The 20,845-nt window shown below is 38.9% G+C and carries 35 protein-coding genes; 1 reads left to right on the forward strand and 34 read right to left on the reverse strand.

All coding sequences use genetic code 11. The features are described from left to right. Positions 1–8 precede the first annotated feature (8 nt). From ACTNEP_RS17180 to ACTNEP_RS17190, 3 genes are read right to left on the reverse strand one after another with little or no spacing between them, the layout of a single operon-like run. A complete protein-coding gene (locus tag ACTNEP_RS17180) occupies positions 9–809 on the reverse strand; it encodes an energy-coupling factor transporter transmembrane component T family protein (RefSeq protein WP_441163208.1) in 801 nt (266 codons plus the stop codon). Beyond that, positions 806–1,675, reverse strand: a complete 870-nt coding sequence (locus tag ACTNEP_RS17185; RefSeq protein WP_441163209.1) for an energy-coupling factor transporter ATPase — start codon at positions 1,673–1,675, stop codon at positions 806–808. Before ACTNEP_RS17185 ends, ACTNEP_RS17180 begins: the two co-directional genes overlap by 4 nt. Further along, positions 1,651–2,484 (reverse strand): energy-coupling factor transporter ATPase, encoded by an 834-nt coding sequence (locus ACTNEP_RS17190; protein WP_441163210.1) that lies wholly within the window; start codon positions 2,482–2,484, stop codon positions 1,651–1,653. The genes ACTNEP_RS17185 and ACTNEP_RS17190 overlap by 25 nt, the downstream gene beginning before the upstream one ends. 238 nt (positions 2,485–2,722) lie before the next feature. Here ACTNEP_RS17190 and ACTNEP_RS17195 point away from each other — a divergent pair, with 238 nt between their 5' ends. Then, complete coding sequence (locus ACTNEP_RS17195; RefSeq protein ID WP_441163211.1) at positions 2,723–4,102, forward strand: VWA domain-containing protein; 1,380 nt, start codon at positions 2,723–2,725, stop codon at positions 4,100–4,102. A gap of 379 nt (positions 4,103–4,481) precedes the next feature. Here ACTNEP_RS17195 and rplQ read toward each other — a convergent pair whose 3' ends face one another. The 31 genes from rplQ to tuf form a co-directional block, all read right to left on the reverse strand. Then, positions 4,482–4,835: a 50S ribosomal protein L17 gene (gene rplQ, locus ACTNEP_RS17200; RefSeq protein WP_441163212.1), complete on the reverse strand. Its 354-nt coding sequence runs from the start codon at positions 4,833–4,835 to the stop codon at positions 4,482–4,484. Between the two features lie 43 nt (positions 4,836–4,878). Further along, the gene (locus tag ACTNEP_RS17205; RefSeq protein ID WP_441163213.1) at positions 4,879–5,823 is read right to left on the reverse strand and encodes a DNA-directed RNA polymerase subunit alpha; all 945 of its coding nucleotides are present in this window, start codon (positions 5,821–5,823) and stop codon (positions 4,879–4,881) included. A gap of 206 nt (positions 5,824–6,029) precedes the next feature. After that, entirely contained in the window at positions 6,030–6,419 is a 390-nt protein-coding gene (rpsK, locus tag ACTNEP_RS17210; protein WP_441163214.1) for a 30S ribosomal protein S11, read from the reverse strand. Between the two features lie 23 nt (positions 6,420–6,442). After that, positions 6,443–6,808 (reverse strand): 30S ribosomal protein S13, encoded by a 366-nt coding sequence (gene rpsM / locus ACTNEP_RS17215; RefSeq protein WP_441163215.1) that lies wholly within the window; start codon positions 6,806–6,808, stop codon positions 6,443–6,445. Between the two features lie 17 nt (positions 6,809–6,825). After that, a complete protein-coding gene (rpmJ, locus tag ACTNEP_RS17220) occupies positions 6,826–6,939 on the reverse strand; it encodes a 50S ribosomal protein L36 (protein ID WP_003156543.1) in 114 nt (37 codons plus the stop codon). A gap of 30 nt (positions 6,940–6,969) precedes the next feature. Then, entirely contained in the window at positions 6,970–7,188 is a 219-nt protein-coding gene (gene infA / locus ACTNEP_RS17225) for a translation initiation factor IF-1 (protein WP_018934234.1), read from the reverse strand. Beyond that, positions 7,166–7,501, reverse strand: coding sequence for a KOW domain-containing RNA-binding protein (locus ACTNEP_RS17230; RefSeq protein WP_441163216.1), 336 nt, complete (start codon positions 7,499–7,501; stop codon positions 7,166–7,168). The genes infA and ACTNEP_RS17230 overlap by 23 nt, the downstream gene beginning before the upstream one ends. 87 nt (positions 7,502–7,588) lie before the next feature. Beyond that, on the reverse strand, positions 7,589–8,239 hold the full coding sequence (locus tag ACTNEP_RS17235) for an adenylate kinase (RefSeq protein ID WP_441163217.1): 651 nt from the start codon (positions 8,237–8,239) through the stop codon (positions 7,589–7,591). Between the two features lie 44 nt (positions 8,240–8,283). Next, a complete protein-coding gene (gene secY / locus ACTNEP_RS17240; protein ID WP_441163218.1) occupies positions 8,284–9,579 on the reverse strand; it encodes a preprotein translocase subunit SecY in 1,296 nt (431 codons plus the stop codon). Next, positions 9,579–10,016 (reverse strand): 50S ribosomal protein L15, encoded by a 438-nt coding sequence (rplO, locus tag ACTNEP_RS17245; RefSeq protein WP_441163219.1) that lies wholly within the window; start codon positions 10,014–10,016, stop codon positions 9,579–9,581. The genes secY and rplO overlap by 1 nt, the downstream gene beginning before the upstream one ends. A 29-nt stretch (positions 10,017–10,045) precedes the next feature. Beyond that, complete coding sequence (gene rpmD / locus ACTNEP_RS17250; protein ID WP_441163220.1) at positions 10,046–10,228, reverse strand: 50S ribosomal protein L30; 183 nt, start codon at positions 10,226–10,228, stop codon at positions 10,046–10,048. 13 nt (positions 10,229–10,241) lie between these two features. Continuing rightward, the gene (gene rpsE, locus ACTNEP_RS17255; RefSeq protein ID WP_441163221.1) at positions 10,242–10,748 is read right to left on the reverse strand and encodes a 30S ribosomal protein S5; all 507 of its coding nucleotides are present in this window, start codon (positions 10,746–10,748) and stop codon (positions 10,242–10,244) included. 18 nt (positions 10,749–10,766) lie between these two features. Continuing rightward, entirely contained in the window at positions 10,767–11,129 is a 363-nt protein-coding gene (gene rplR, locus ACTNEP_RS17260; RefSeq protein ID WP_441163222.1) for a 50S ribosomal protein L18, read from the reverse strand. 32 nt (positions 11,130–11,161) lie between these two features. Further along, positions 11,162–11,698, reverse strand: a complete 537-nt coding sequence (rplF, locus tag ACTNEP_RS17265; protein WP_441163223.1) for a 50S ribosomal protein L6 — start codon at positions 11,696–11,698, stop codon at positions 11,162–11,164. A gap of 30 nt (positions 11,699–11,728) precedes the next feature. After that, positions 11,729–12,127, reverse strand: a complete 399-nt coding sequence (rpsH, locus tag ACTNEP_RS17270; protein WP_441163224.1) for a 30S ribosomal protein S8 — start codon at positions 12,125–12,127, stop codon at positions 11,729–11,731. 30 nt (positions 12,128–12,157) lie between these two features. Continuing rightward, positions 12,158–12,343, reverse strand: a complete 186-nt coding sequence (rpsN, locus tag ACTNEP_RS17275) for a 30S ribosomal protein S14 (RefSeq protein ID WP_441163225.1) — start codon at positions 12,341–12,343, stop codon at positions 12,158–12,160. A gap of 29 nt (positions 12,344–12,372) precedes the next feature. Continuing rightward, complete coding sequence (gene rplE, locus ACTNEP_RS17280; protein WP_441163226.1) at positions 12,373–12,912, reverse strand: 50S ribosomal protein L5; 540 nt, start codon at positions 12,910–12,912, stop codon at positions 12,373–12,375. A 27-nt stretch (positions 12,913–12,939) separates the two neighbouring features. Beyond that, positions 12,940–13,251, reverse strand: a complete 312-nt coding sequence (gene rplX / locus ACTNEP_RS17285; RefSeq protein WP_441163227.1) for a 50S ribosomal protein L24 — start codon at positions 13,249–13,251, stop codon at positions 12,940–12,942. Between the two features lie 39 nt (positions 13,252–13,290). After that, positions 13,291–13,659 carry a 50S ribosomal protein L14 gene (gene rplN / locus ACTNEP_RS17290; RefSeq protein WP_441163228.1) on the reverse strand — a complete coding sequence of 123 codons (369 nt, stop codon included), beginning with the start codon at positions 13,657–13,659 and terminating at the stop codon, positions 13,291–13,293. A gap of 42 nt (positions 13,660–13,701) precedes the next feature. After that, positions 13,702–13,965, reverse strand: a complete 264-nt coding sequence (gene rpsQ / locus ACTNEP_RS17295) for a 30S ribosomal protein S17 (protein WP_441163229.1) — start codon at positions 13,963–13,965, stop codon at positions 13,702–13,704. Between the two features lie 19 nt (positions 13,966–13,984). Beyond that, on the reverse strand, positions 13,985–14,188 hold the full coding sequence (gene rpmC, locus ACTNEP_RS17300; RefSeq protein WP_035724125.1) for a 50S ribosomal protein L29: 204 nt from the start codon (positions 14,186–14,188) through the stop codon (positions 13,985–13,987). Continuing rightward, positions 14,178–14,612 (reverse strand): 50S ribosomal protein L16, encoded by a 435-nt coding sequence (rplP, locus tag ACTNEP_RS17305; RefSeq protein ID WP_441163230.1) that lies wholly within the window; start codon positions 14,610–14,612, stop codon positions 14,178–14,180. Before rplP ends, rpmC begins: the two co-directional genes overlap by 11 nt. 17 nt (positions 14,613–14,629) lie before the next feature. Then, a complete protein-coding gene (gene rpsC / locus ACTNEP_RS17310) occupies positions 14,630–15,271 on the reverse strand; it encodes a 30S ribosomal protein S3 (protein ID WP_244741192.1) in 642 nt (213 codons plus the stop codon). Positions 15,272–15,274: 3 nt separating this feature from the next. Further along, positions 15,275–15,616 (reverse strand): 50S ribosomal protein L22, encoded by a 342-nt coding sequence (gene rplV, locus ACTNEP_RS17315; RefSeq protein ID WP_441163231.1) that lies wholly within the window; start codon positions 15,614–15,616, stop codon positions 15,275–15,277. A 19-nt stretch (positions 15,617–15,635) separates the two neighbouring features. Further along, a complete protein-coding gene (gene rpsS, locus ACTNEP_RS17320) occupies positions 15,636–15,914 on the reverse strand; it encodes a 30S ribosomal protein S19 (protein ID WP_441163232.1) in 279 nt (92 codons plus the stop codon). 57 nt (positions 15,915–15,971) lie between these two features. Continuing rightward, on the reverse strand, positions 15,972–16,802 hold the full coding sequence (gene rplB, locus ACTNEP_RS17325; protein WP_441163233.1) for a 50S ribosomal protein L2: 831 nt from the start codon (positions 16,800–16,802) through the stop codon (positions 15,972–15,974). A gap of 26 nt (positions 16,803–16,828) precedes the next feature. Beyond that, positions 16,829–17,119, reverse strand: coding sequence for a 50S ribosomal protein L23 (rplW, locus tag ACTNEP_RS17330; RefSeq protein ID WP_441163234.1), 291 nt, complete (start codon positions 17,117–17,119; stop codon positions 16,829–16,831). Beyond that, the gene (gene rplD / locus ACTNEP_RS17335; RefSeq protein ID WP_441163235.1) at positions 17,119–17,742 is read right to left on the reverse strand and encodes a 50S ribosomal protein L4; all 624 of its coding nucleotides are present in this window, start codon (positions 17,740–17,742) and stop codon (positions 17,119–17,121) included. The genes rplW and rplD overlap by 1 nt, the downstream gene beginning before the upstream one ends. 25 nt (positions 17,743–17,767) lie before the next feature. Then, positions 17,768–18,400, reverse strand: coding sequence for a 50S ribosomal protein L3 (gene rplC / locus ACTNEP_RS17340; RefSeq protein WP_441163236.1), 633 nt, complete (start codon positions 18,398–18,400; stop codon positions 17,768–17,770). A 31-nt stretch (positions 18,401–18,431) separates the two neighbouring features. Next, positions 18,432–18,740, reverse strand: a complete 309-nt coding sequence (gene rpsJ / locus ACTNEP_RS17345; protein ID WP_441163237.1) for a 30S ribosomal protein S10 — start codon at positions 18,738–18,740, stop codon at positions 18,432–18,434. An 838-nt stretch (positions 18,741–19,578) separates the two neighbouring features. After that, positions 19,579–20,769, reverse strand: a complete 1,191-nt coding sequence (gene tuf, locus ACTNEP_RS17350; RefSeq protein WP_441163238.1) for an elongation factor Tu — start codon at positions 20,767–20,769, stop codon at positions 19,579–19,581. Positions 20,770–20,845: the final 76 nt, after the last annotated feature.

Here is a 20,845-nt window from a genome sequence, read left to right on the forward strand (position 1 = left end):
CTTGCCCCTTAATAATTTCGTAAGCCTAAAAAAATTAGTATGATGAATAGATAGATTATCATGCCAGTATAATCTATCTTTTCAAACTGTAATTGTCTTAGTTTTGTTCTTCCTTCACTTCCATGATATCCTCTTGCTTCCATTGCCATTGCTAACTCTTCTGCTCGCTTAAAAGCACTGATAAACAATGGCACTAAGAGTGGAACAACAGCATATATACGATCTTTCAGCGAACCTGTCCGAAAGTCCACCCCTCTTGATGCTTGTGCCTTCGAAATTTTCTCTGTTTCATCTAGTAGCGTCGGAATAAACCGGAGTGAGATCGACATCATCAGTGCTAGTTCATGAACTGGTACTTTTATTTTCTTTAATGGTGCTAACAGTTCTTCGATCGCATCCGTGATTTCCATTGGTGATGTTGTTAATGTTAAAAGAGATGTTACTAGCACCAGTAAGAAAAACCTCAAGGAGATGATCAAACCTTGGATCATTCCGCCTTGGTGAATGGTAAAGCCTCCTATTTCGACTAAAACAGCTCCATCCTTCGTAATAAAGAGATGAAGGATAAAGGTGAACAATATTAAAAACCAGACAGGTGTAATTCCTTTTAGGATATAGCTGATCGGTAATTTAGTTAATAAAACTAATATAAGTGCAAATGATGTTAACCAGCCGTAGCTGAAACTGTTGTTAGCAAAAAAAACAATAATAACAAACGTAAAAATAACCATTAATTTCGTTCTAGGGTCTAAGCGATGAATCACTGAATTACCTGGTACAAATTGTCCTATAATCATGAATGACTTCATAATTGCTTGTTCTCCCTTAATATATCCGCTATCTCTTTAGCTAATTCTGCCGGACTCTGACGACGATACGTAATGTTCGCACCGAACTTTTGATTCATTCGGTTAATTAATGAGAGGAAATCCGGTATTTCAAGATTTGCCTCTTCCAGCAATTCTGCTTGTGAAAAGATATGTTCAGGCGTTCCTTCCGTAAGCACTCGGCCTGCTGCAAGCACAAAAATATGATCTGCATACTGTAATGCTTGATCCATCTGATGGGTGACCAAAATCGTAGTCATTTCCTTTGCTTTATGCAAATCATAAAACATATTCATTACATCTTTTTGTCCTTTAGGGTCAAGGCCTGCAGTCGGCTCATCTAATATTAATACGTCCGTCTGCATTGCTAGCACTCCGGCAATCGCTACCCTTCGCATTTGTCCTCCACTTAATTCAAAAGGCGACTGTTTTAGAATATCAGTTGAAAGGTGAACCTTCTCCAAAGACTCGGTTATTCTTGATTGAATTTCTTCAGGTGGGATCTTAAAGTTCTTTAAGCCAAAGCTTATATCACGCTCTACTGTTTCTTCAAATAATTGATGTTCTGGATATTGGAAAACAATACCTACTTTTTCCCGCAATTTCTTTAAATCTTGCCTCTTATTTTCTCTTGATAAATGAAAGTCGCCTACCTTTACTTTCCCCTCAGTAGGGATGAGCAATCCATTTATATGCTGAAGTAATGTCGATTTACCTGAACCTGTATGGCCAACAAACGCGACAAACTCACCTGTTCTTATTTTCAAGTTAATATCCTTAAGCGCATGAAAGGAAAAAGGTGTATTGATTTGGTACGTATAGCTTACTCTTTCAAATTGGATGTCCATAATGCTTCCAAAAACTCCTCACTATCTATTGGATATGTTGTAAAATGATGACCATATTGCTCTAATTCTATCGCAAGCTGAACAGTTAATGGTAATGATAAACCAATGGATTGGATCGCTTGATAGTCAGTAAATAATTGATCAACGGTTGTATCCTTATAAATTTGTCCTTGATTCATGACAATAATACGATCCGCTAATATAATTTCTTGTAGATCATGTGTAATCATTACCATGGTAAGATCCAATTCATCTTTCAATTGACTTATCGTTGAGAGAATTTCCTTTCTACCCTTTGGATCTAACATCGAAGTAGCTTCATCTAGTAAAAGAATCTCTGGATATGTTGCCATGACACTAGCAATGGCAACCCGCTGCTTTTGTCCACCTGAAAGATTATGCGGTTCATGGTTTTGATAGTTTTCCATTTCGACCTGTTTAAGCGTTGTGTGGATTCGTTCAATCATTTCTTCACGAGGTATGCCACGGTTTTCTAAACCAAAGGCTACATCATCTCTTACCGTAGTTCCAACAAATTGATTCTCAGGGTTCTGAAACACCAAACCAATATTTCGTCTTATTTCCCACACATTTGAATTCGTTAATTTCCTGCCGTTAATTAATATTTCCCCAGCTTGTGGTAGGAGTAAGCCATTCGTTAGTTTTGCTATCGTCGATTTTCCTGATCCATTATGTCCTATAATGGCAACCGTCTCATTTTCCTCAATCTTTAGATTGAATTTTTTTAAAACCCATGGGGCATCTTCATTATATCGAAAATATACATCTCGAAATTCTATTGCAGGCATAGTTACTTCTCCTTAAAATCATTATTTCCCGGGTAATATACATCCGTTATTATTGTACCATATTACACACTTTAGATAACCTTTCAAAAAACTAGTTGAGTTAGTTTTACTAAGTTAGTTTTTAAATGAAACTTCTTACTATTTTAAACCGTATAAAAATTCAGTGCACCATTTAGTAATCATGAAATTATTTGGGTATTTTTGGAAGGCGAATCAGTTTTGAGAGGATGGTGATAGGATGAAGAAATTATTGATATTAATATTATTCTTTTCATTTAGCGTAATAGCTGCATGCAGTTCAAAGAAGCAAATGGACCCAGTTGATACTTCAGAATTAGAGACGGATACTAGTGAGACGGAAGTAGAAGAAGACACCTCATTTGAACCAAGTAAATTTGAATATTATGATATTGGAGAAACAGCAAGATCGTTATCAGAGCTCGAACAGGAGCTTTTACGCAAGCCAGGTCCGTATAGTGGAGATAATTATGATGAGCAGGCAGTACAAACTGCCATTGATAAATTACCTGGAGATCTAACGGCTGATGAGTATGTCCATGAATTGATTTATTTATTGGCTGAAGATTATCATCAAGAAATCGAAACATTTGCTAATTTTAACTCAGACGTATCAGTCGATATAGAGCGACCAGATGAAGATGTTGAACAACCGGCATTAAAGTTTCCCCACTTTGCCATACTAATTGATGCGAGCGGAAGCATGCATGCAGAAGTACAAGGAATAAGCAAATGGGAAGCAGCGAAGCAAGCAGTTGTTAATTTTGCAGAAGAGATTCCATCTGAAGCCACTATTTCATTAAGAGTATACGGCCATGAAGGCTCAAGCAATAGTGCGGATAAGGAGCTATCCTGCACCAGTACAGAAAGTATCTATAATGGAAATTATAATGGCACAGATTTTGAGGAATCACTTAATAAAATAGACCCTTCTGGTTGGACTCCTATAGCGCTTGCTTTGGAATCTAGTATCGAAGATATTCCTGTGAATGTTGGGGAAACAGTAGTTTATGTTGTCAGTGATGGAATAGAAACTTGTGATGGTGATCCGGTACAAGCTGCTAACAACCTTATCAAGAATGATATTGAGACCGTTGTTAATATTATTGGTTTTGATGTGGACAATGAGGGGCAGCAATTACTGAAAGAAGTGGCTACTGCAGGAAATGGTGAGTTTGTCTATGTTAATTCAGAAACACAATTGAAAGACTATATGAGGGAGCAATATGAAGAAATTAAGAGCGCTTGGTATGAATGGAAAGAGCAAGGAAAAGAGCAAGCTTTCACTCTAAAAGAGGAAAAGAAACAATTAGCTACAGAAACGAAAGAGAGCGTAAAAGAGAAAGCAGAACTGGAAAAAGAACGACTCAAAAAGGCTCAGGAATATCTTCAGAGCCTTTATGATGATTATGATCATGCAACCCGTCAGACTTTTTCACCGATTATTGATTATGCAAATCAGATTTGGAATTATGGTGTGGATGAAGGCAACAGGTTATGGTCCAAAAGTGTCGATAGTGGCAATGAATCGTGGTCAGAATTTGTAGATGAAGGTAACGATAAAATTAGTGAAACAATTAAAAAGAAAAACGAGCAGTAGAGGAGAAAATCTAAACTGAGAAGGGTTAGAGACTAGCCGGCTTGGACTTTTCAAGAAAAGTGTGTAAGTATTCTACAACCTTTTTTACTAGTTCACTAAGATGGTCATGAATTAATAGCTCGTTCATCACCATTGCCTATTGGTAGACATGGCCATCTCCCCATTCATTAGTTAATACAAGACTTTTATTGAGCGTTCTCGTTTGGGGAATGCTCCTTTTTTAATTATTTTTTCTAACAGAGAATACGTATCCACATAGCCATCTTTATCTTATCACAGTTTCAAGTAAATTTGATAGCTTTAGAAGCCCACAAAAAAAGGGCTTGGATGCACCTCTTAAAGAGATTTGCTCCTGCCCTTGCTTTCTTTGCTATTGAATTTATACTAACTCAATGACTGCCATTTCAGCCCCATCACCGCGACGAGGTCCTAATTTAAGCACTCTTGTATATCCACCTTGGCGATCTTCATAGCGGCTTGCGATGTCATTGAAAAGCTTCTGAACAGCATCCTCATTTTCACTCGCTTCTGCATTATATAAAAATGATGCAGCTTGACGACGTGCATGAAGGTCACCGCGCTTACCAAGTGTAATCATTTTTTCAACAACAGAGCGTAGTTCCTTCGCCTTAGCTTCTGTTGTTTCTAAACGTTCATGAATGATAAGATCAGTAGCTAAACCTCGAAGCAAAGCCATACGTTGATCCGTTGTACGTCCTAATTTTCTAGCCATGGCATATCCCTCCTTCGTTCGAAATCTCTAAAAGGTGTTGAGATTAATCTTCGTTTCGTAGTCCTAGACCTAGATCTTCTAATTTATGCTTCACTTCTTCTAGTGATTTACGACCTAAGTTTCGAACCTTCATCATATCTTCTTCTGATTTATGAGCTAATTCCTGTACGGTGTTAATTCCTGCTCGCTTCAAGCAGTTATATGACCTCACGGATAAATCAAGCTCTTCGATCGTCATTTCGAGAACTTTCTCTTTTTGATCTTCTTCTTTTTCAATCATTATTTCGGCGTTTTTCGCTTCGTCTGTTAAGCCAACAAATATATTCATATGCTCCGTAAAGATTTTAGCTCCTAAAGAAACTGCTTCTTCCGGGCGAATACTTCCGTCTGTTAACACATCAAAAGTAAGTTTATCATAATTGGCATCTTCACCAATACGGGTATTTTCTACTTGATAGGTTACTTTTGATACTGGAGTAAAGATAGAATCCACTGGAATCACACCAATTGGACGATCTTCATGGTTATTAGAGTCAGCTGGGCGGTATCCTCGGCCGCTTTGAGCTGAAATTTTCATTTTCAAATGGCCATTACTACCAACTGTAGCAATATGAAGATCCGGATTTAAAATTTCGACATCACTATCAAAAATGATATCCGCAGCCGTAACTTCCCCTTCTCCCTGCACATCAACTTCTAGAGTTTTTTCTTCATCTGAATAGATTTTAAGAGCAAGTTTCTTTAAGTTTAAGATAATAGTTGTCACATCTTCGACAACTCCTTCAACCGTTGAAAACTCATGTAATGCTCCGTCAATTTGAACAGATGTAACCGCAGCGCCAGGAAGTGAAGATAATAGGATACGACGCAAGGAGTTACCAAGTGTAGTACCATATCCACGCTCTAGTGGTTCTACAACGAATTTGCCATAAGTAGCATCATTACTGATTTCTACCGCTTCTATTTTTGGTTTTTCAATTTCGATCATCTATTAAACCCTCCTCTAAAACGTCGAAACCCCGGTTAGACTCGGGGTCTAACCGAAATTCCCCAGGTGGCAGTTCCCGTTTCTGCACTATGCAATTGTGATTTTGTGTCTGTCGAAAGCAATGGTGTCATTAATAAACATGTAAAAAACTTTATTAAGCTATCATAAACCATTATAGACAGATTAACAAATAATATACTGTGTGATTATACTCGACGACGTTTTGGCGGGCGGCAACCATTGTGAGGAACTGGTGTTACATCACGAATGGCAGTTACTTCTAACCCTGCTGCTTGAAGTGAACGGATTGCTGCTTCACGTCCAGCACCAGGTCCTTTCACAGTAACCTCTAAAGATTTCACTCCATGATCCTGTGCTGCTTTCGCTGCAGCTTCAGCAGCCATTTGCGCTGCAAAAGGAGTAGATTTACGAGAACCTTTGAAACCTAACGCTCCTGCACTGCTCCAGCTAAGCGCATTTCCTTGCACATCAGTAATCGTTACGATTGTGTTGTTAAATGTAGAACGAATATGCGCAATACCCGTGTCTATATTCTTTTTCACTCGACGTTTACGTGTATTAGTTTTACGAGCCATAAGTAAGCAAACCTCCTTTTATTTTATTTCTTTTTGTTAGCCATTGTTTTTCTTGGACCTTTACGAGTACGTGAATTGTTTTTCGTTTTTTGTCCTCGAACAGGTAAACCACGACGATGACGTACACCACGATACGAACCAATTTCAATCAGACGCTTAATGTTTAAGGATACTTCACGACGAAGATCTCCTTCTACAGTAAAGTTATCGATCTTTTGACGAATTTGTCCTAGTTCTTCTTCTGTTAAATCACGAACACGAGTGTCCTCATTAACACCAGCTTCTTCCAATACCTTTTTAGCAGTTGTTTTTCCAATACCGTAAATATAGGTTAAAGCAATCACTACGCGCTTATCACGCGGAACATCTACACCAGCAATACGTGCCATAGACTGATTACACCTCCTTATCCTTGTTTTTGTTTATGCTTAGGGTTTTCGCAAATTACCATTACTTTTCCTTTACGACGAATAACCTTGCATTTTTCACAAATTGGTTTTACAGATGGTCTTACCTTCATCTTCCATACCTCCTCTTGTATCGGAGCATTTTATTTATAACGGTACGTAATTCGACCTCTTGTTAAATCATATGGAGAAAGTTCAACCGTTACTTTGTCACCTGGTAGAATACGAATAAAGTGCATTCTGATTTTACCGGAAACATGTGCTAATACGGTGTGACCATTCTCTAGTTCTACTTTAAACATTGCATTCGGTAATGTATCAATTACCGTACCTTCGACTTCAATTGCATCGTCTTTCGCCATCGAGTTGATCTCCCTTCTTCAAATCTGTCTCCAATTCTTCGACAAATTTATTTATAGCATAACGCAACTTACCATTGGTTACGCGCCCTGTTTCGAGAAGGCTTCTTTGAACTTCAGGAGATATAAAGCTTGTAAACGCAATATGATGGACATTTTTCTTCTTCGGTCGATCATATTTGCGCTTATCTCCATCCGCCAACAACACAAAACGACTGTCTACTTTTCCAATTACAATTGCAAACTGACCTGCTTCGCGTCCCTGTAGGATTTGAACAACCTGACCTAATTCCGGATAACTCTCCGTTTCGCTCAACCATCATCACCTTCATTTAGGTTTTACGTTACCTATTTTCATCAAGTTCATTGCTAGTATTATTATACCAACTTTCACGACATTTCATTAAGAAATTGTTTTTAATTTCTCATCAATATCGCTAAATACTTTGTCAATTTCTTGAGAGCCATTAATTGTTACTAAGTCACCTTTATTAGAATAGAAATCTAACATTGGTTGTGTTTGTTCAAGATTAACCTCTAAACGATTTTTTACTGTACTAGGTTGATCATCTTCACGTTGAATAAGTGTTGCTCCGTCTTTATCACATACACCTTCTACCTTAGGAGGATTGAAGATTACATGATAAGCAGTGCCACATTCAGGACAAATACGACGCCCAGTGAGGCGTTGGATCAATTCATCCTTCTCAACATCTACGTGTAATACATAATCAATCGAACGATTCATGCTAGAAAGTAGATCATCTAACGCTTCAGCTTGAGCTAAAGTACGTGGAAACCCATCTAGCAAGAAACCTTTTTGACAGTCATCTTTACTTAATCTCTCTTTTACGATACCAATTGTAACTTCATCAGGAACCAAAGCACCTTCATCCATGTAGCTCTTCGCTTTTTGTCCAAGCTCTGTTCCCTCTTTAATAGCTAACCGAAACATATCTCCTGTTGAAATATGAGGGATATCATATTTTTCTACAATTCTTTCTGCCTGCGTACCCTTACCAGCACCAGGAAGTCCCATAAGGATTAGATTCAACGAATTTCCCCTCGCTCTCTGTCTAGTCCGATCTATCAAGCACTTTATTTAATAAAGCCTTTATAGTTACGTTTGACTAGCTGCCCTTCTAATTGTTTCATTGTCTGTAATGCTACACCAACCACAATTAGAAGCCCCGTTCCACCGATTTGAACGGATTGTGGTAAACCTGCCAAATCGCCCAATATTAAAGGTAAGACAGATACCGCAGCTAAGAAAATGGATCCAACAAATGTTAGTCGATACATAACACGTGTTAAATAAGTCTCCGTTGTTTTTCCTGGACGAATACCAGGGATATAGCCACCTTGCTTCTTCAAGTTATCAGCCATTTGTTCAGGATTAACTTGAACAAATGTGTAAAAATACGTAAATGCGATGATTAGCACAACGTAAATAATCATACCAGTTACGTTTGTATAATCAAATATATTAGAGATGGTCATCGCAATTTCATTATTTTCAAAGAATCCTGCTATCGTGCGAGGTGCAATGATAAATGAAATGGCAAAAATGACTGGAATTACCCCAGCAGCATTTACTTTCAATGGTAAATGTGTAGAGTGTCCTCCAACAGGCGAACGATTCACTAAACGTTTCGCATATTGTACCGGTATTTTTCGTAAAGCTTGTTGAATAAAAATAACACCTACCGTTACTGCAATCACAAGCAATACAATTAATAGTACAATGATAATATTTAGGAAAAGCTCATCTCCTGCACCAGATCCAAAATATTGTGCGTAAATTTGATTAACGCCATTCGGAATGGCTGCAACGATACCAGCAAAAATGAGGATAGAGATACCATTCCCTACACCGTGTGCAGTAATTTGTTCCCCTAACCACATTAAAAATGCAGTACCACTTGTTAATACTATGGCAATTACGAGGAATTTACCTACATCAGGATCACTAATCAAAAGACCTCCTGACATAGCGTTAAATCCTACAGACATTGCACAAGCCTGAATAAATGCTAACACGATAGTTGCATAACGAGTAACCTGTGCTAATTTTTTTCGTCCCATTTCGCCTTGCTTTTTCCACTCCGTGAATTTCGGAACGACATCCATTTGCAATAATTGCATGATGATCGATGCCGTGATGTATGGCATAATCCCCATTGCAAGAATGGAGAAATTCTGCAATGCTCCACCACCAAATGTATTGAGTAACCCAAATACATTTTGTTCATTCATAAAGTCGATAGCAGTCCGATCAGTAAAAGGAACAGGAATGAACGTTCCAATACGGAATACTACTAACATGAGAAGTGTGAAAATAATCTTTTGTCTAATATCAGCCACACGCACAAAATTGGAGATTGTACGAAACATTAAATCACCTCAGTTTGACCGCCCGCTGCCTCAATCGCATCTTTTGCGGAAGCAGAAAACTTATGAGCTTTTACTGTTAATTTCTTTTCTAACTTGCCGTTTCCAAGAATCTTAACGCCAGATTTCACCTTGCTAATGGTACCTGATTCAAGTAAAAGCTCAGGTGTCACTTCAGTACCCTCGTCAAAGTTATTCAATGTTTCAAGGTTAACAATTGCGAATTCTTTTCGGTTAATGTTTGTAAATCCTCGCTTCGGTAAACGTTGGAAAAGTGGCATTTGTCCACCTTCGAATCCTGGACGCACACCTCCGCCAGAACGTGCTTTTTGACCTTTATGACCACGTCCAGAGGTTTTACCATTACCGGATGACATACCGCGACCAACGCGATTACGTTCTTTCTTCGCTTGAGCTGGTTTTAATTCATGAAGTTTCATGCGAGCACCTCCTCTTACAACTAATTTTATTAAACTTCTTTTACGTCAACTAAATGTGATACTTTGTTAATCATGCCTCGCACGACAGGAGTATCTTCACGCACTACTGATTGATGCATCTTTTTAAGACCTAGTGTTTGAACAGTAGCTTTTTGTACTTCGGATCTACCGATGACACTGCGTTTGAGGGTAATTTCTAATTTATTAGACATTTGTTTTCCCTCCTTATCCTAACAATTCTTCTACAGACTTACCACGAAGTTTTGCTACTTCTTCAGCACGTTTTAATTCGCTTAGTCCATTAATTGTAGCACGAACCATGTTAATTGGTGTATTAGAACCTAGTGATTTAGATAAAATATCACCTACACCAGCAAGTTCTAAGACGGCACGTACAGGTCCACCCGCGATAACCCCGGTACCTTCTACTGCAGGTTTCATTAGAATGTTACCAGCACCGAATTGTCCGTGAATTTCGTGTGGAATAGTAGTACCAACGATCGGTACAGTAATTAAGTTTTTCTTTGCATCATCAATTGCTTTTTTAATAGCATCTGGTACCTCTTGTGCCTTACCTGTACCAAATCCTACATGACCATTTTTATCTCCAACTACTACCAATGCAGCAAAGCGAAAACGACGTCCACCTTTTACTACTTTTGCTACACGGTTGATTGTTACAACGCGTTCTTCTAAATCTAATTTGTTTGGGTCGATGTTAGTACGCAACATATGTCCCTCCTTTTTTGATTAAAATTCAAGACCTGCTTCACGAGCAGCATCTGCTAGAGATTTAACTCGACCATGATATAAATATCCACCACGATCAAAAACTACATTTTTAAATCCTTTATCAATAGCACGTTTAGCGATAAGCTCGCCAACTTGCTTTGCAGCTTCTACATTACCAGTTGCTTCTAAGTTTAACTCATTATCTACTGTAGATGCACTAACTAATGTTACATTGTTCACGTCATCGATTAGTTGTGCGTAGATGTGTTTATTTGAACGAAATACGTTTAGACGAGGGCGCTCCTGAGTTCCGAATAGATTCTTACGGATACGCTGATGTCTTTTCTTACGTACACTATTTTTATCAGGCTTTGTGATCATCTAGGTCACTCCTTTCTGCTTGCTACCTAACCTTACTTAGCAGTCTTACCTTCTTTACGACGTACATATTCACCTTCATAGCGGATACCTTTACCTTTATATGGTTCAGGCGGGCGAATAGCGCGAATATTTGCTGCAACAGCACCAACTAATTCTTTGTCGATACCTTTCACCACTACTCTTGTATTAGATGGAACCTCAATGTCAATTCCGTCAACTGGTTCCACTTCTACCGGATGAGAATAACCAGCATTAACTACAAGCTTTTTGCCTTGTAATTGTGCACGGTAACCAACACCTTGGATATCAAGAGCTTTTTCGAAGCCTTTATGAACACCTTCGACCATGTTACCGATGATGCTTCGAGTTGTACCGTGTAATGCTTTATGTTGTTTGCTATCACTTGGACGCTCAACAGTCAATACATTATCCTCGATTTTGATCTTCATTTCACTGTTAAAAGAACGGCTTAATTCACCTTTTGGTCCTTTAACTGTTACGTTATTACCATCTACTTTAATTTCCACGCCTTGTGGAATTTCTAAAAGTTTTAAACCTATACGAGACATCTACTACACCTCCTGTCTTGTGAGAATAACTTACCAAATATATGCTAGCACTTCGCCACCGATTGCTTGTGCACGTGCTTCTTTATCAGATAATACACCTTTTGAAGTAGAAACGATCGCAATTCCTAAACCATTTAATACTTTAGGAAGCTCATCTGCTTTTGCATAAACACGTAAACCTGGTTTACTGATTCTTTTTAAACCTGTGATTACACGCTCATCGTTTGTACCATACTTCAAAAAGATACGAAGGATTCCTTGTTTGTTATCCTCAACAAATTCATAGTCACGGATAAACCCTTCACGTTTTAGAATATCTGCAATTTCTTTCTTAAGATTCGACGCTGGGAACTCCAATTTTTCATGGCGGACCATGTTAGCGTTACGAATACGAGTAAGCATATCTGCAATTGGATCTGTCATAACCATTTCTCATTACCTCCTTCCCTATTCGGGGATTTACCAGCTTGCTTTTTTAACACCAGGAATTTGACCTTTATATGCAAGTTCACGGAAACAAATACGGCAAAGCTTGAACTTACGGATTACCGAGTGCGGACGTCCACAACGTTCACATCTTGTGTACTCTTGTACTTTGAATTTCGCTTTGCGTTTCTGCTTTGCGATCATTGATTTTTTAGCCACTCTTTTCCCTCCTTATACGAGCTTTTCGCTTATTTTTGGAAAGGCATGCCAAGTTGAGTTAGGAGTTCTGCAGCTTCTTCATCAGAATTAGCTGTTGTAACAATAACTACGTCCATCCCTCTTACTTTGTTTACTTGGTCATAATCAATTTCCGGGAAAATTAATTGTTCTTTTACACCTAATGTGTAGTTACCACGGCCATCAAATGCTTTTTTAGAAATACCACGGAAGTCACGTACACGTGGTAGTGAAACATCAATAAGCTTTTGAAGGAAGTCATACATACGCTCACCGCGTAATGTTACTTTTGCACCAATTGGCATTCCTTCACGTAAGCGGAAGCCTGCGATTGATTTTTTTGCTTTTGTTACGACAGGTTTTTGACCAGTGATTTGTGACAATTCTTCTACTGCAGAATCTAGTGCCTTAGAGTTTTGTACTGCATCACCAACACCCATGTTCACAACAATTTTTTCGACCTTTGGTACTTCCATTACTGATTTATAATTAAATTTCTCAACTAATGAAGAAACAATTTCATTATTGTATTTTTCCTTTAAAGTGTTCATCACGTAAACCTCCTTTCATCGCTAAGACTATTTATCTAAAGATTCACCAGATTTTTTAGCGATACGAACTTTCTTTCCATCACGTACTTCATATCCAACACGAGTTGGCTCGCCAGACTTAGGATCTAATGGCATTACATTTGATACATGAATCGCTGCTTCTTGATTCAAGATACCACCTTGTGGGTTTTCCTGAGAAGGTTTTGCGTGTTTCTTCACAACATTAACACCTTCTACAAGCACACGATCTTTTTTCGGAAATGCAGCTAAAACAGTACCCTGCTTTCCTTTATCTTTGCCTGAAATTACTTGTACTTTATCACCTTTTTTGACATGCATGCTATCCGCACCTCCTTACACGGTTTTTCCGTAACGTGCTTATAATACTTCTGGAGCTAGAGATACGATTTTCATGAATTTCGCATCACGCAATTCACGTGCAACTGGTCCAAAAATACGAGTACCTCTTGGACTTTGGTCATCACGAATGATGACAGCTGCATTCTCATCAAATCGAATATAAGAACCGTCTTTACGTCTTACTCCACTTTTAGAACGTACGATTACTGCTTTTACTACTTCACCTTTTTTAACAACGCCCCCTGGTGTTGCTTGTTTCACAGAGCAAACAATTACATCACCAACGTTCGCTGTCTTACGACCAGAACCGCCTAATACTTTAATCGCTTGTACCTCACGAGCACCAGAGTTATCTGCTACTTTTAAACGAGATTCTTGTTGGATCATATTCGTGCACCCTCCCTTCGGAACTTATCCGAGCGAACTTTATTAAATAATTACTGCTTCTTCCACAACTTCTATTAAACGGAAACGTTTTGTTTTAGATTGTGGCTTAGTTTCCATGATGCGAACAACATCACCAATTTTGGCTTGATTGTTTTCATCATGTGCTTTGAATTTTTTTGAGTATTTAACACGTTTGCCATATAAACTGTGAAATTTATATGTTTCAACTAAAACAGTGATAGTCTTATCCATTTTGTCAGATACGACACGTCCAGTATAGACTTTACGATTATTACGCTCACTCATCTGAGGCTAACCTCCTTTATTATCCGTTATTTACGCTTAGCTCTCTTTCGCGAACAACAGTCTTCATACGTGCAATTGATTTACGAACTTCACGTAGACGTGCTGTATTTTCCAATTGACCTGTTGCAAGTTGGAAACGCAAGTTGAAAAGCTCTTCTTTTAATGACTTAATCTTTTGTTCAATTTCGGCAGTGGTTAGTTCTCTAATTTCATTAGCCTTCATTGATTTCACCACCAATTTCTTCTCTTTTTACGAATTTCGTTTTGATTGGTAATTTATGAGATGCCAGACGAAGTGCTTCACGCGCTACCTCTTCCGATACACCTGCAATCTCAAACATTATCTTACCTGGCTTTACTACTGCTACCCATCCTTCAGGAGCACCTTTACCGGAACCCATACGAACCTCAAGAGGCTTAGCTGTATAAGGTTTATCTGGGAAAATTTTAATCCAAACTTTACCACCACGCTTCATATAACGAGTCATCGCTATACGAGCTGCTTCGATTTGACGGCTAGTAATCCAAGAAGCTTCAACAGCCTGAAGACCGTATTCACCAAATGCTACTTGTGTACCGCCTTTCGCTTTACCTTTCATATTACCACGATGTTGCTTACGATGTTTTACACGTTTTGGCATTAACATAATGCTTGCCCCCTTCCTTATTTATTGTTTTTCGTTGGAAGGACTTCTCCACGATAAATCCATACTTTAACACCTAGTTTACCGTAAGTTGTGTCTGCTTCTGCAGTTCCATAATCGATATCTGCACGTAAAGTATGAAGTGGAACAGTTCCTTCGCTATAGCTTTCCGCTCTTGCCATATCTGCACCGCCAAGACGACCTGATACTTGTGTACGAATACCTTTCGCACCTGCACGCATTGCGCGTTGGATCGTTTGCTTTTGTGCACGACGGAATGATACACGGTTTTCTAATTGACGAGCGATATTTTCTGCAACTAATTTAGCATCTAAATCAGCTTTTTTCACTTCCACAATGTTAATGTGTACTCTTTTACCAGTAAGTTGGTTAAGTGACTTACGTAGAGCTTCTACTTCAGAACCACCTTTACCGATGACCATACCTGGTTTAGCTGTAGAGATGGAGATGTTAACACGATTTGCTGCTCTTTCGATTTCAACTTTAGATACAGCACCATCTTTTAATCGTTCTTCAATATATTCACGAATTTTAATATCTTCATGTAAAAGGTCTGCATAATCTTTACCTGCATACCACTTTGATTCCCAATCACGAATAACTCCTACACGAAGACCAGTTGGATTTACTTTTTGACCCACAGATTATCCCTCCTTTTTCTCAGATAGAACCACTGTAATGTGGCTAGTTCTTTTATTGATTTGTGTTGCACGACCTTGTGCACGTGGGCGGAAACGTTTCAATGTAACACCTTCGTTTACAAACGCTTCTGACACTACTAAATTATCTGGATTCAATTCATAATTGTGCTCTGCATTCGCGATCGCAGAGTTTAATAATTTCTCCACAACTGGTGATGCACCGCGTTGTGTATGTTTTAAAATCGCAATTGCTTCTCCTACTTCTTTGCCGCGAATTAAATCGATCACTAGGCGGACTTTACGAGGAGCAATACGAACTGATTTTGCAACAGCTTTTGCTTGCATTAGGAGTACCTCCTCTCAATTAACGTTTTGTTTTCTTGTCATCTCCAGCATGCCCTCTATACGTACGAGTTGGAGCGAATTCACCTAATTTGTGTCCAACCATATCTTCTGTCACGTATACTGGCACATGTTTGCGACCATCATATACCGCAATCGTATGACCGACAAAGCTAGGAAAAATTGTAGAACGACGAGACCAAGTCTTCACTACTGTCTTTTTGTCATCCTCGTTTAACTTGTCGATTTTTTTCAATAAATGGTCATCTGCGAAAGGTCCTTTTTTTAAGCTACGACCCATGGATAAGCCTCCCTTCGCGATTGTCGGACGGGAATTAACGCCCGTCGTTCAACCCCGTTATTTTTTGCGTTTACGTACAATAAATTTATCAGATTGTTTGTTACGTTTACGTGTTTTGTAACCAAGTGTTGGTTTACCCCAAGGTGACATTGGTGATTTACGTCCGATTGGTGCACGTCCTTCACCACCACCGTGAGGGTGATCATTAGGGTTCATTACAGAACCACGAACTGTTGGGCGCTTGCCTAACCAACGAGAACGTCCCGCTTTACCTACATTGATTAATTCGTGCTCCAAGTTACCTACTTGACCTACAGTCGCACGGCAAGTTGCTAATACTAGACGTACTTCACCAGAAGCTAAACGCACTAATACATATTTACCTTCACGACCTAAGATTTGTGCTTGAGCACCTGCAGATCTTGCTAACTGAGCACCACGACCTGGTTTTAATTCAATGTTATGAATGATTGTACCTACTGGAATATCTCCAAGTGGTAAAGCATTTCCTAATTTGATATCTGCATTCGGTCCAGATTCTATTTCATGACCTACTTGAATACCTTTTGGTGCAATGATATAGCGTTTCTCTCCATCAGCATAATGGATTAATGCGATGTTTGCAGAACGGTTTGGATCGTATTCGATTGTAGCAACTTTGCCTGGTATTCCATCTTTGTCACGTTTAAAATCGATTATACGATACTTACGCTTGTGTCCACCGCCTTGATGACGAACTGTTAACTTACCTTGATTGTTACGACCACCACGTTTGCTTAATGGTGCAAGTAGAGATTTTTCCGGCTGATCAGTTGTAATTTCTGCGAAGTCTGATACCGTCATACCTCTACGACCATTAGAAGTTGGTTTATACTTTTTAATCGCCATCTGTTTTCCCTCCTTTATTAGTCAGATTATATCGATTCAAAGAAATCTAGTTCTTTACTGTCTTCAGATAATTGAACAATTGCTTTTTTTCGGTTAGGGCGATATCCGCCATAACGTCCCATACGCTTGAACTTACCTTTTTTGTTCAATGTATTTACATTTACGACTTTCACACCAAAGATTTCTTCTACTGCATCTTTGATTTGTGATTTGTTCGCTTCCTTACTTACTTCAAAAGTGTATTTTTTTTCTGCCATTAAATCCGCAGAGTGTTCAGTAATGATTGGGCGCTTAATAATATCACGTGCATCTGCCATTATGCAAGCACCTCCCCTGCTTTTTCAGCTGCTTCTTTTGTTAAGATCAGCTTGTCATGCGTAAGCAAGTCTAATACATTTACTTCACTTACAGTTAATACTTTAACATGTTGAAGATTGTTAGCAGATTTCGCTAATACTTCATCCTTGTCAGCTGTTACGATTAATGCTTTTGCATCCACGTTTAATGAAGAAAGCATTGAAACAACTTCTTTTGTTTTTGGTGTTTCAATAGCAATTCCTTCTAGAACTACTAAGCTATCTTCTTTCACCTTAGAAGAAAGAGCAGATTTAAGCGCTAATCTACGTACTTTCTTAGGTAGTTTATAACTATAGCTTCTTGGTGTTGGTCCGAATACAGTTCCACCACCTACCCATTGTGGCGAGCGAATTGAACCTTGACGTGCACGACCTGTTCCTTTTTGGCGCCATGGTTTACGTCCACCACCACGTACATCAGAACGGTTTTTTACCGCGTGTGTACCTTGGCGTAAAGATGCGCGCTGCATTAAAACAGCATCATGTAGTACATGTTCATTTGGTTCGATTCCGAATACTGCATCGTTGATTTCTACATCACCAACTTGTGATCCACTTTGATTATATAGTGCTACTTTAGGCATGACATATCCTCCCTTCAATTAATAATTAGTTAGCCTTTACTGCACTCGTAATTTTCACGAATGATTTTTTTGCACCAGGAACGTTTCCTTTGATTAATAGAAGGTTACGCTCTGCATCTACTTTAACTACTTCTAAGTTCTGAATAGTAATTTGTTGTCCACCCATTTGACCAGGAAGTTTTTTACCTTTAAAAACTCTCGCTGGGTCAGCGGCAGCTCCCATTGAACCTGGAGCTCTGTGGTAGTGAGAACCATGACTTTCTGGTCCACGTTGTTGATTATGGCGCTTGATTGCACCTTGGAAACCTTTCCCCTTAGAAGTACCTGTTACATCAATTTTATCTCCTGCTTCAAAAACCTCTACGCTTATCTCTTGACCTAAATCATATTCATCAAGATTTACGTCACGGATTTCACGAACGAAGCGCTTAGGAGTAGTATTTGCTTTTTCAGCATGTCCCTGCTCTGGTTTATTTGTACGATTTTTCTTTCCGTCAGCAAAACCAATTTGGATTGCTTCATAGCCATCATTTTCTTCTGTACGCTTTTGTAGCACAACGTTTGGTTCAGCTTCTACAACTGTTACTGGGATTAATTCGCCCTCTTCTGAGAAAATCTGAGTCATGCCAACTTTGCGACCTAAGATTCCTTTCGTCATCCGTTACACCTCCTAGAATGGTAAATTTATATTATAGTTTAATTTCAATATCTACACCTGACGGTAAATCAAGACGCATTAGAGCATCTACCGTTTTTGGTGTTGGACTCACAATATCAATTAGACGTTTATGTGTGCGCATTTCGAATTGCTCACGAGAGTCTTTATACTTGTGAGTTGCTCGCAAGATCGTATAGATTGATTTTTCCGTTGGTAACGGAATTGGACCTGAAACTCCTGCGCCAGATCTTTTTGCTGTGTCTACGATTTTGTCTGCAGACTGATCTAAAATACGGTGATCATACGCTTTTAAACGAATTCTAATTTTTTCTTTTGCCATTATTTTCCCTCCTTTTCGCCCATTTAGATAATAGACATTCTCCGCGAAAATTCCTTAACACACTAGCCATGGCAAAGGGGCCGGGTGTGCCAACAACCTTCCGCATCATCGCCTGTTTTTATGACCAACATTGTTTATTATATAGAATTTCGAAGGCGAATGCAACATTTTATGCATATTTTTTAAGATTTTTTTAGTACATAATACGGAACTAATTTAATAGACAATATTCAAATAAACCTTACACACATTTCCAACGAAAATACTACATGTCATACTGATAATATGGATTATGTTCAGTAGACTTTTATATTGGAGTAATTTTGAAATATATGTTCTGCCTGAAATTCGTTCCGGCTGCCCGCTTGCCTTTCCGTGGGGTTTTCTCTTCAGCTAACTTTTCCAAGCAAAAGTCGCTTTGGAAAAGTGGATCTTCAGAGAAAACAGTCCCACAGGAGTTGAAGCGGGCGGCCTCCACTATTATAAGTTCTACATCTCATGTAACGTTTAGGTACATAGATTCAAAGTATTAACTGTCATAATCTGTGTATAGTAATTTAGCGGAGGTCGATTGCGTAGACTCCTGTGGGAACAGGGCGAGCTGAAGATCCATTTTAAAAAATAAATGCAATTTATTTTTTAAAATTTGCTGAAGCCGTCCCCACGGAAAGCGAAGCAATCGGCCGGAGCGGTAATGAAAATCTATCCTCATTTCAAAATTAATACATAGAGATATAGCAGTTTACCGAACATAATCCTTACTATATTTAGTAGCTAGCTTTGGTATAAACCAAAAAGCAGGTAGCGCTTGGCTACCTGCTTTTTATATTTTCATGGATTACTCCATGATTTCTGCTACGACACCAGCACCTACTGTACGTCCACCTTCACGGATTGAGAATTTAGTTCCATCCTCGATCGCGATAGGAGAAATAAGAGATACTGTCATTTCGATGTTATCACCAGGCATTACCATTTCCACACCTTCTGGTAACTCGATAACACCAGTTACGTCAGTTGTACGGAAATAGAATTGCGGACGATAGTTAGAGAAGAATGGCGTGTGACGTCCACCTTCATCTTTAGAAAGTACATAAACTTCCGCTTTAAATTTTGTATGTGGAGTAATTGTACCAGGCTTTGCTAATACTTGACCACGGTTGATTTCTTCACGTGCAACACCACGAAGAAGTGCACCAATGTTGTCACCAGCTTCTGCATAGTCAAGAAGCTTACGGAACATTTCTACTCCTGTGATAGTAGTTTTAGAAGCTTCTTCAGCAAGACCGATGATTTCTACTTCGTCACCTACTTTTACAACACCACGCTCAACACGTCCTGTTGCAACAGTACCACGACCAGTGATTGAGAATACGTCCTCAACTGGCATCATGAATGGTTTTTCAGTATCGCGGTCTGGACGAGGGATATACTCATCAACTGCATCCATAAGCTCAAGAATTGCATTCACATACTTTTCGTCACCTTCAAGTGCTTGAAGAGCTGAACCTTTGATTACTGGTACATCATCGCCAGGGAAATCATATTCAGATAATAGATCACGTACTTCCATTTCAACTAGTTCTAGAAGCTCTTCGTCATCTACCATGTCACATTTGTTTAAGAATACAACGATCGCAGGTACCCCTACTTGACGAGAAAGTAAGATGTGCTCACGTGTTTGTGGCATTGGACCATCCGCAGCAGATACTACAAGGATAGCTCCGTCCATTTGTGCAGCACCAGTGATCATGTTTTTAACATAGTCAGCGTGACCTGGGCAGTCAACGTGTGCATAGTGACGGCTTTCTGTTTCATATTCAACGTGTGCTGTTGAGATTGTGATTCCACGTTCTTTTTCTTCAGGAGCACCATCGATTTGGTCATATGCGCGAGCTTCCCCGCTACCATATTTGTTGAAAAGAACGTTTGTAATTGCTGCAGTTAAAGTTGTTTTACCATGGTCAACGTGTCCAATAGTACCAATATTAACGTGGTCTTTGGAACGGTCAAATTTTTCTTTAGCCATGTATATTTCCTCCTTTAATTAAGTAAAAAGTTTTTATATTTTCATGTATCTCGGCTTAGACAATAGTTATCTAAGC

Origin of the sequence: Gracilibacillus sp. HCP3S3_G5_2 (assembly GCF_052063305.1) — a bacterium.
Taxonomy (GTDB): Bacteria; Bacillota; Bacilli; order Bacillales; family Amphibacillaceae; genus Gracilibacillus.

Coding starts and splice junctions, on each gene's coding strand:
- rplW (WP_441163234.1), bottom strand. CDS start 17,119: ATGGCAGATGCACGTGATATTATTAAGCGCCCAATCATTACTGAACAC.
- secY (WP_441163218.1), bottom strand. CDS start 9,579: ATGTTTCGTACAATCTCCAATTTTGTGCGTGTGGCTGATATTAGACAA.
- ACTNEP_RS17185 (WP_441163209.1), bottom strand. CDS start 1,675: ATGGACATCCAATTTGAAAGAGTAAGCTATACGTACCAAATCAATACA.
- rpmJ (WP_003156543.1), bottom strand. CDS start 6,939: ATGAAGGTAAGACCATCTGTAAAACCAATTTGTGAAAAATGCAAGGTT.
- rplE (WP_441163226.1), bottom strand. CDS start 12,912: ATGAACACTTTAAAGGAAAAATACAATAATGAAATTGTTTCTTCATTA.
- tuf (WP_441163238.1), bottom strand. CDS start 20,769: ATGGCTAAAGAAAAATTTGACCGTTCCAAAGACCACGTTAATATTGGT.
- ACTNEP_RS17180 (WP_441163208.1), bottom strand. CDS start 809: ATGAAGTCATTCATGATTATAGGACAATTTGTACCAGGTAATTCAGTG.
- rplV (WP_441163231.1), bottom strand. CDS start 15,616: ATGCAAGCAAAAGCTGTTGCAAAATCAGTTCGTATTGCTCCTCGTAAA.
- rpsM (WP_441163215.1), bottom strand. CDS start 6,808: ATGGCACGTATTGCTGGTGTAGATGTTCCGCGTGATAAGCGCGTAGTG.
- rplD (WP_441163235.1), bottom strand. CDS start 17,742: ATGCCTAAAGTAGCACTATATAATCAAAGTGGATCACAAGTTGGTGAT.
- rpsJ (WP_441163237.1), bottom strand. CDS start 18,740: ATGGCAAAAGAAAAAATTAGAATTCGTTTAAAAGCGTATGATCACCGT.
- rpsQ (WP_441163229.1), bottom strand. CDS start 13,965: ATGAGTGAGCGTAATAATCGTAAAGTCTATACTGGACGTGTCGTATCT.
- ACTNEP_RS17190 (WP_441163210.1), bottom strand. CDS start 2,484: ATGCCTGCAATAGAATTTCGAGATGTATATTTTCGATATAATGAAGAT.
- rplR (WP_441163222.1), bottom strand. CDS start 11,129: ATGATCACAAAGCCTGATAAAAATAGTGTACGTAAGAAAAGACATCAG.
- ACTNEP_RS17195 (WP_441163211.1), top strand. CDS start 2,723: ATGAAGAAATTATTGATATTAATATTATTCTTTTCATTTAGCGTAATA.
- rplF (WP_441163223.1), bottom strand. CDS start 11,698: ATGTCTCGTATAGGTTTAAAACTTTTAGAAATTCCACAAGGCGTGGAA.
- rplX (WP_441163227.1), bottom strand. CDS start 13,251: ATGCATGTCAAAAAAGGTGATAAAGTACAAGTAATTTCAGGCAAAGAT.
- rplP (WP_441163230.1), bottom strand. CDS start 14,612: ATGTTAATGCCAAAACGTGTAAAACATCGTAAGCAACATCGTGGTAAT.
- rpsE (WP_441163221.1), bottom strand. CDS start 10,748: ATGTTGCGTACTAACATCGACCCAAACAAATTAGATTTAGAAGAACGC.
- rpmD (WP_441163220.1), bottom strand. CDS start 10,228: ATGTCTAATAAATTAGAAATTACCCTCAAACGCAGTGTCATCGGTAGA.
- rplN (WP_441163228.1), bottom strand. CDS start 13,659: ATGATCCAACAAGAATCTCGTTTAAAAGTAGCAGATAACTCTGGTGCT.
- rpsK (WP_441163214.1), bottom strand. CDS start 6,419: ATGGCTCGTAAAACTAATACACGTAAACGTCGAGTGAAAAAGAATATA.
- rpsS (WP_441163232.1), bottom strand. CDS start 15,914: ATGGGTCGTAGCTTAAAAAAAGGACCTTTCGCAGATGACCATTTATTG.
- infA (WP_018934234.1), bottom strand. CDS start 7,188: ATGGCGAAAGACGATGCAATTGAAGTCGAAGGTACGGTAATTGATACA.
- rplQ (WP_441163212.1), bottom strand. CDS start 4,835: ATGGCTAGAAAATTAGGACGTACAACGGATCAACGTATGGCTTTGCTT.
- rplO (WP_441163219.1), bottom strand. CDS start 10,016: ATGAAACTTCATGAATTAAAACCAGCTCAAGCGAAGAAAGAACGTAAT.
- rplB (WP_441163233.1), bottom strand. CDS start 16,802: ATGGCGATTAAAAAGTATAAACCAACTTCTAATGGTCGTAGAGGTATG.
- rplC (WP_441163236.1), bottom strand. CDS start 18,400: ATGACGAAAGGAATCTTAGGTCGCAAAGTTGGCATGACTCAGATTTTC.
- rpsH (WP_441163224.1), bottom strand. CDS start 12,127: ATGGTTATGACAGATCCAATTGCAGATATGCTTACTCGTATTCGTAAC.
- ACTNEP_RS17205 (WP_441163213.1), bottom strand. CDS start 5,823: ATGATCGAAATTGAAAAACCAAAAATAGAAGCGGTAGAAATCAGTAAT.
- rpmC (WP_035724125.1), bottom strand. CDS start 14,188: ATGAAGGCTAATGAAATTAGAGAACTAACCACTGCCGAAATTGAACAA.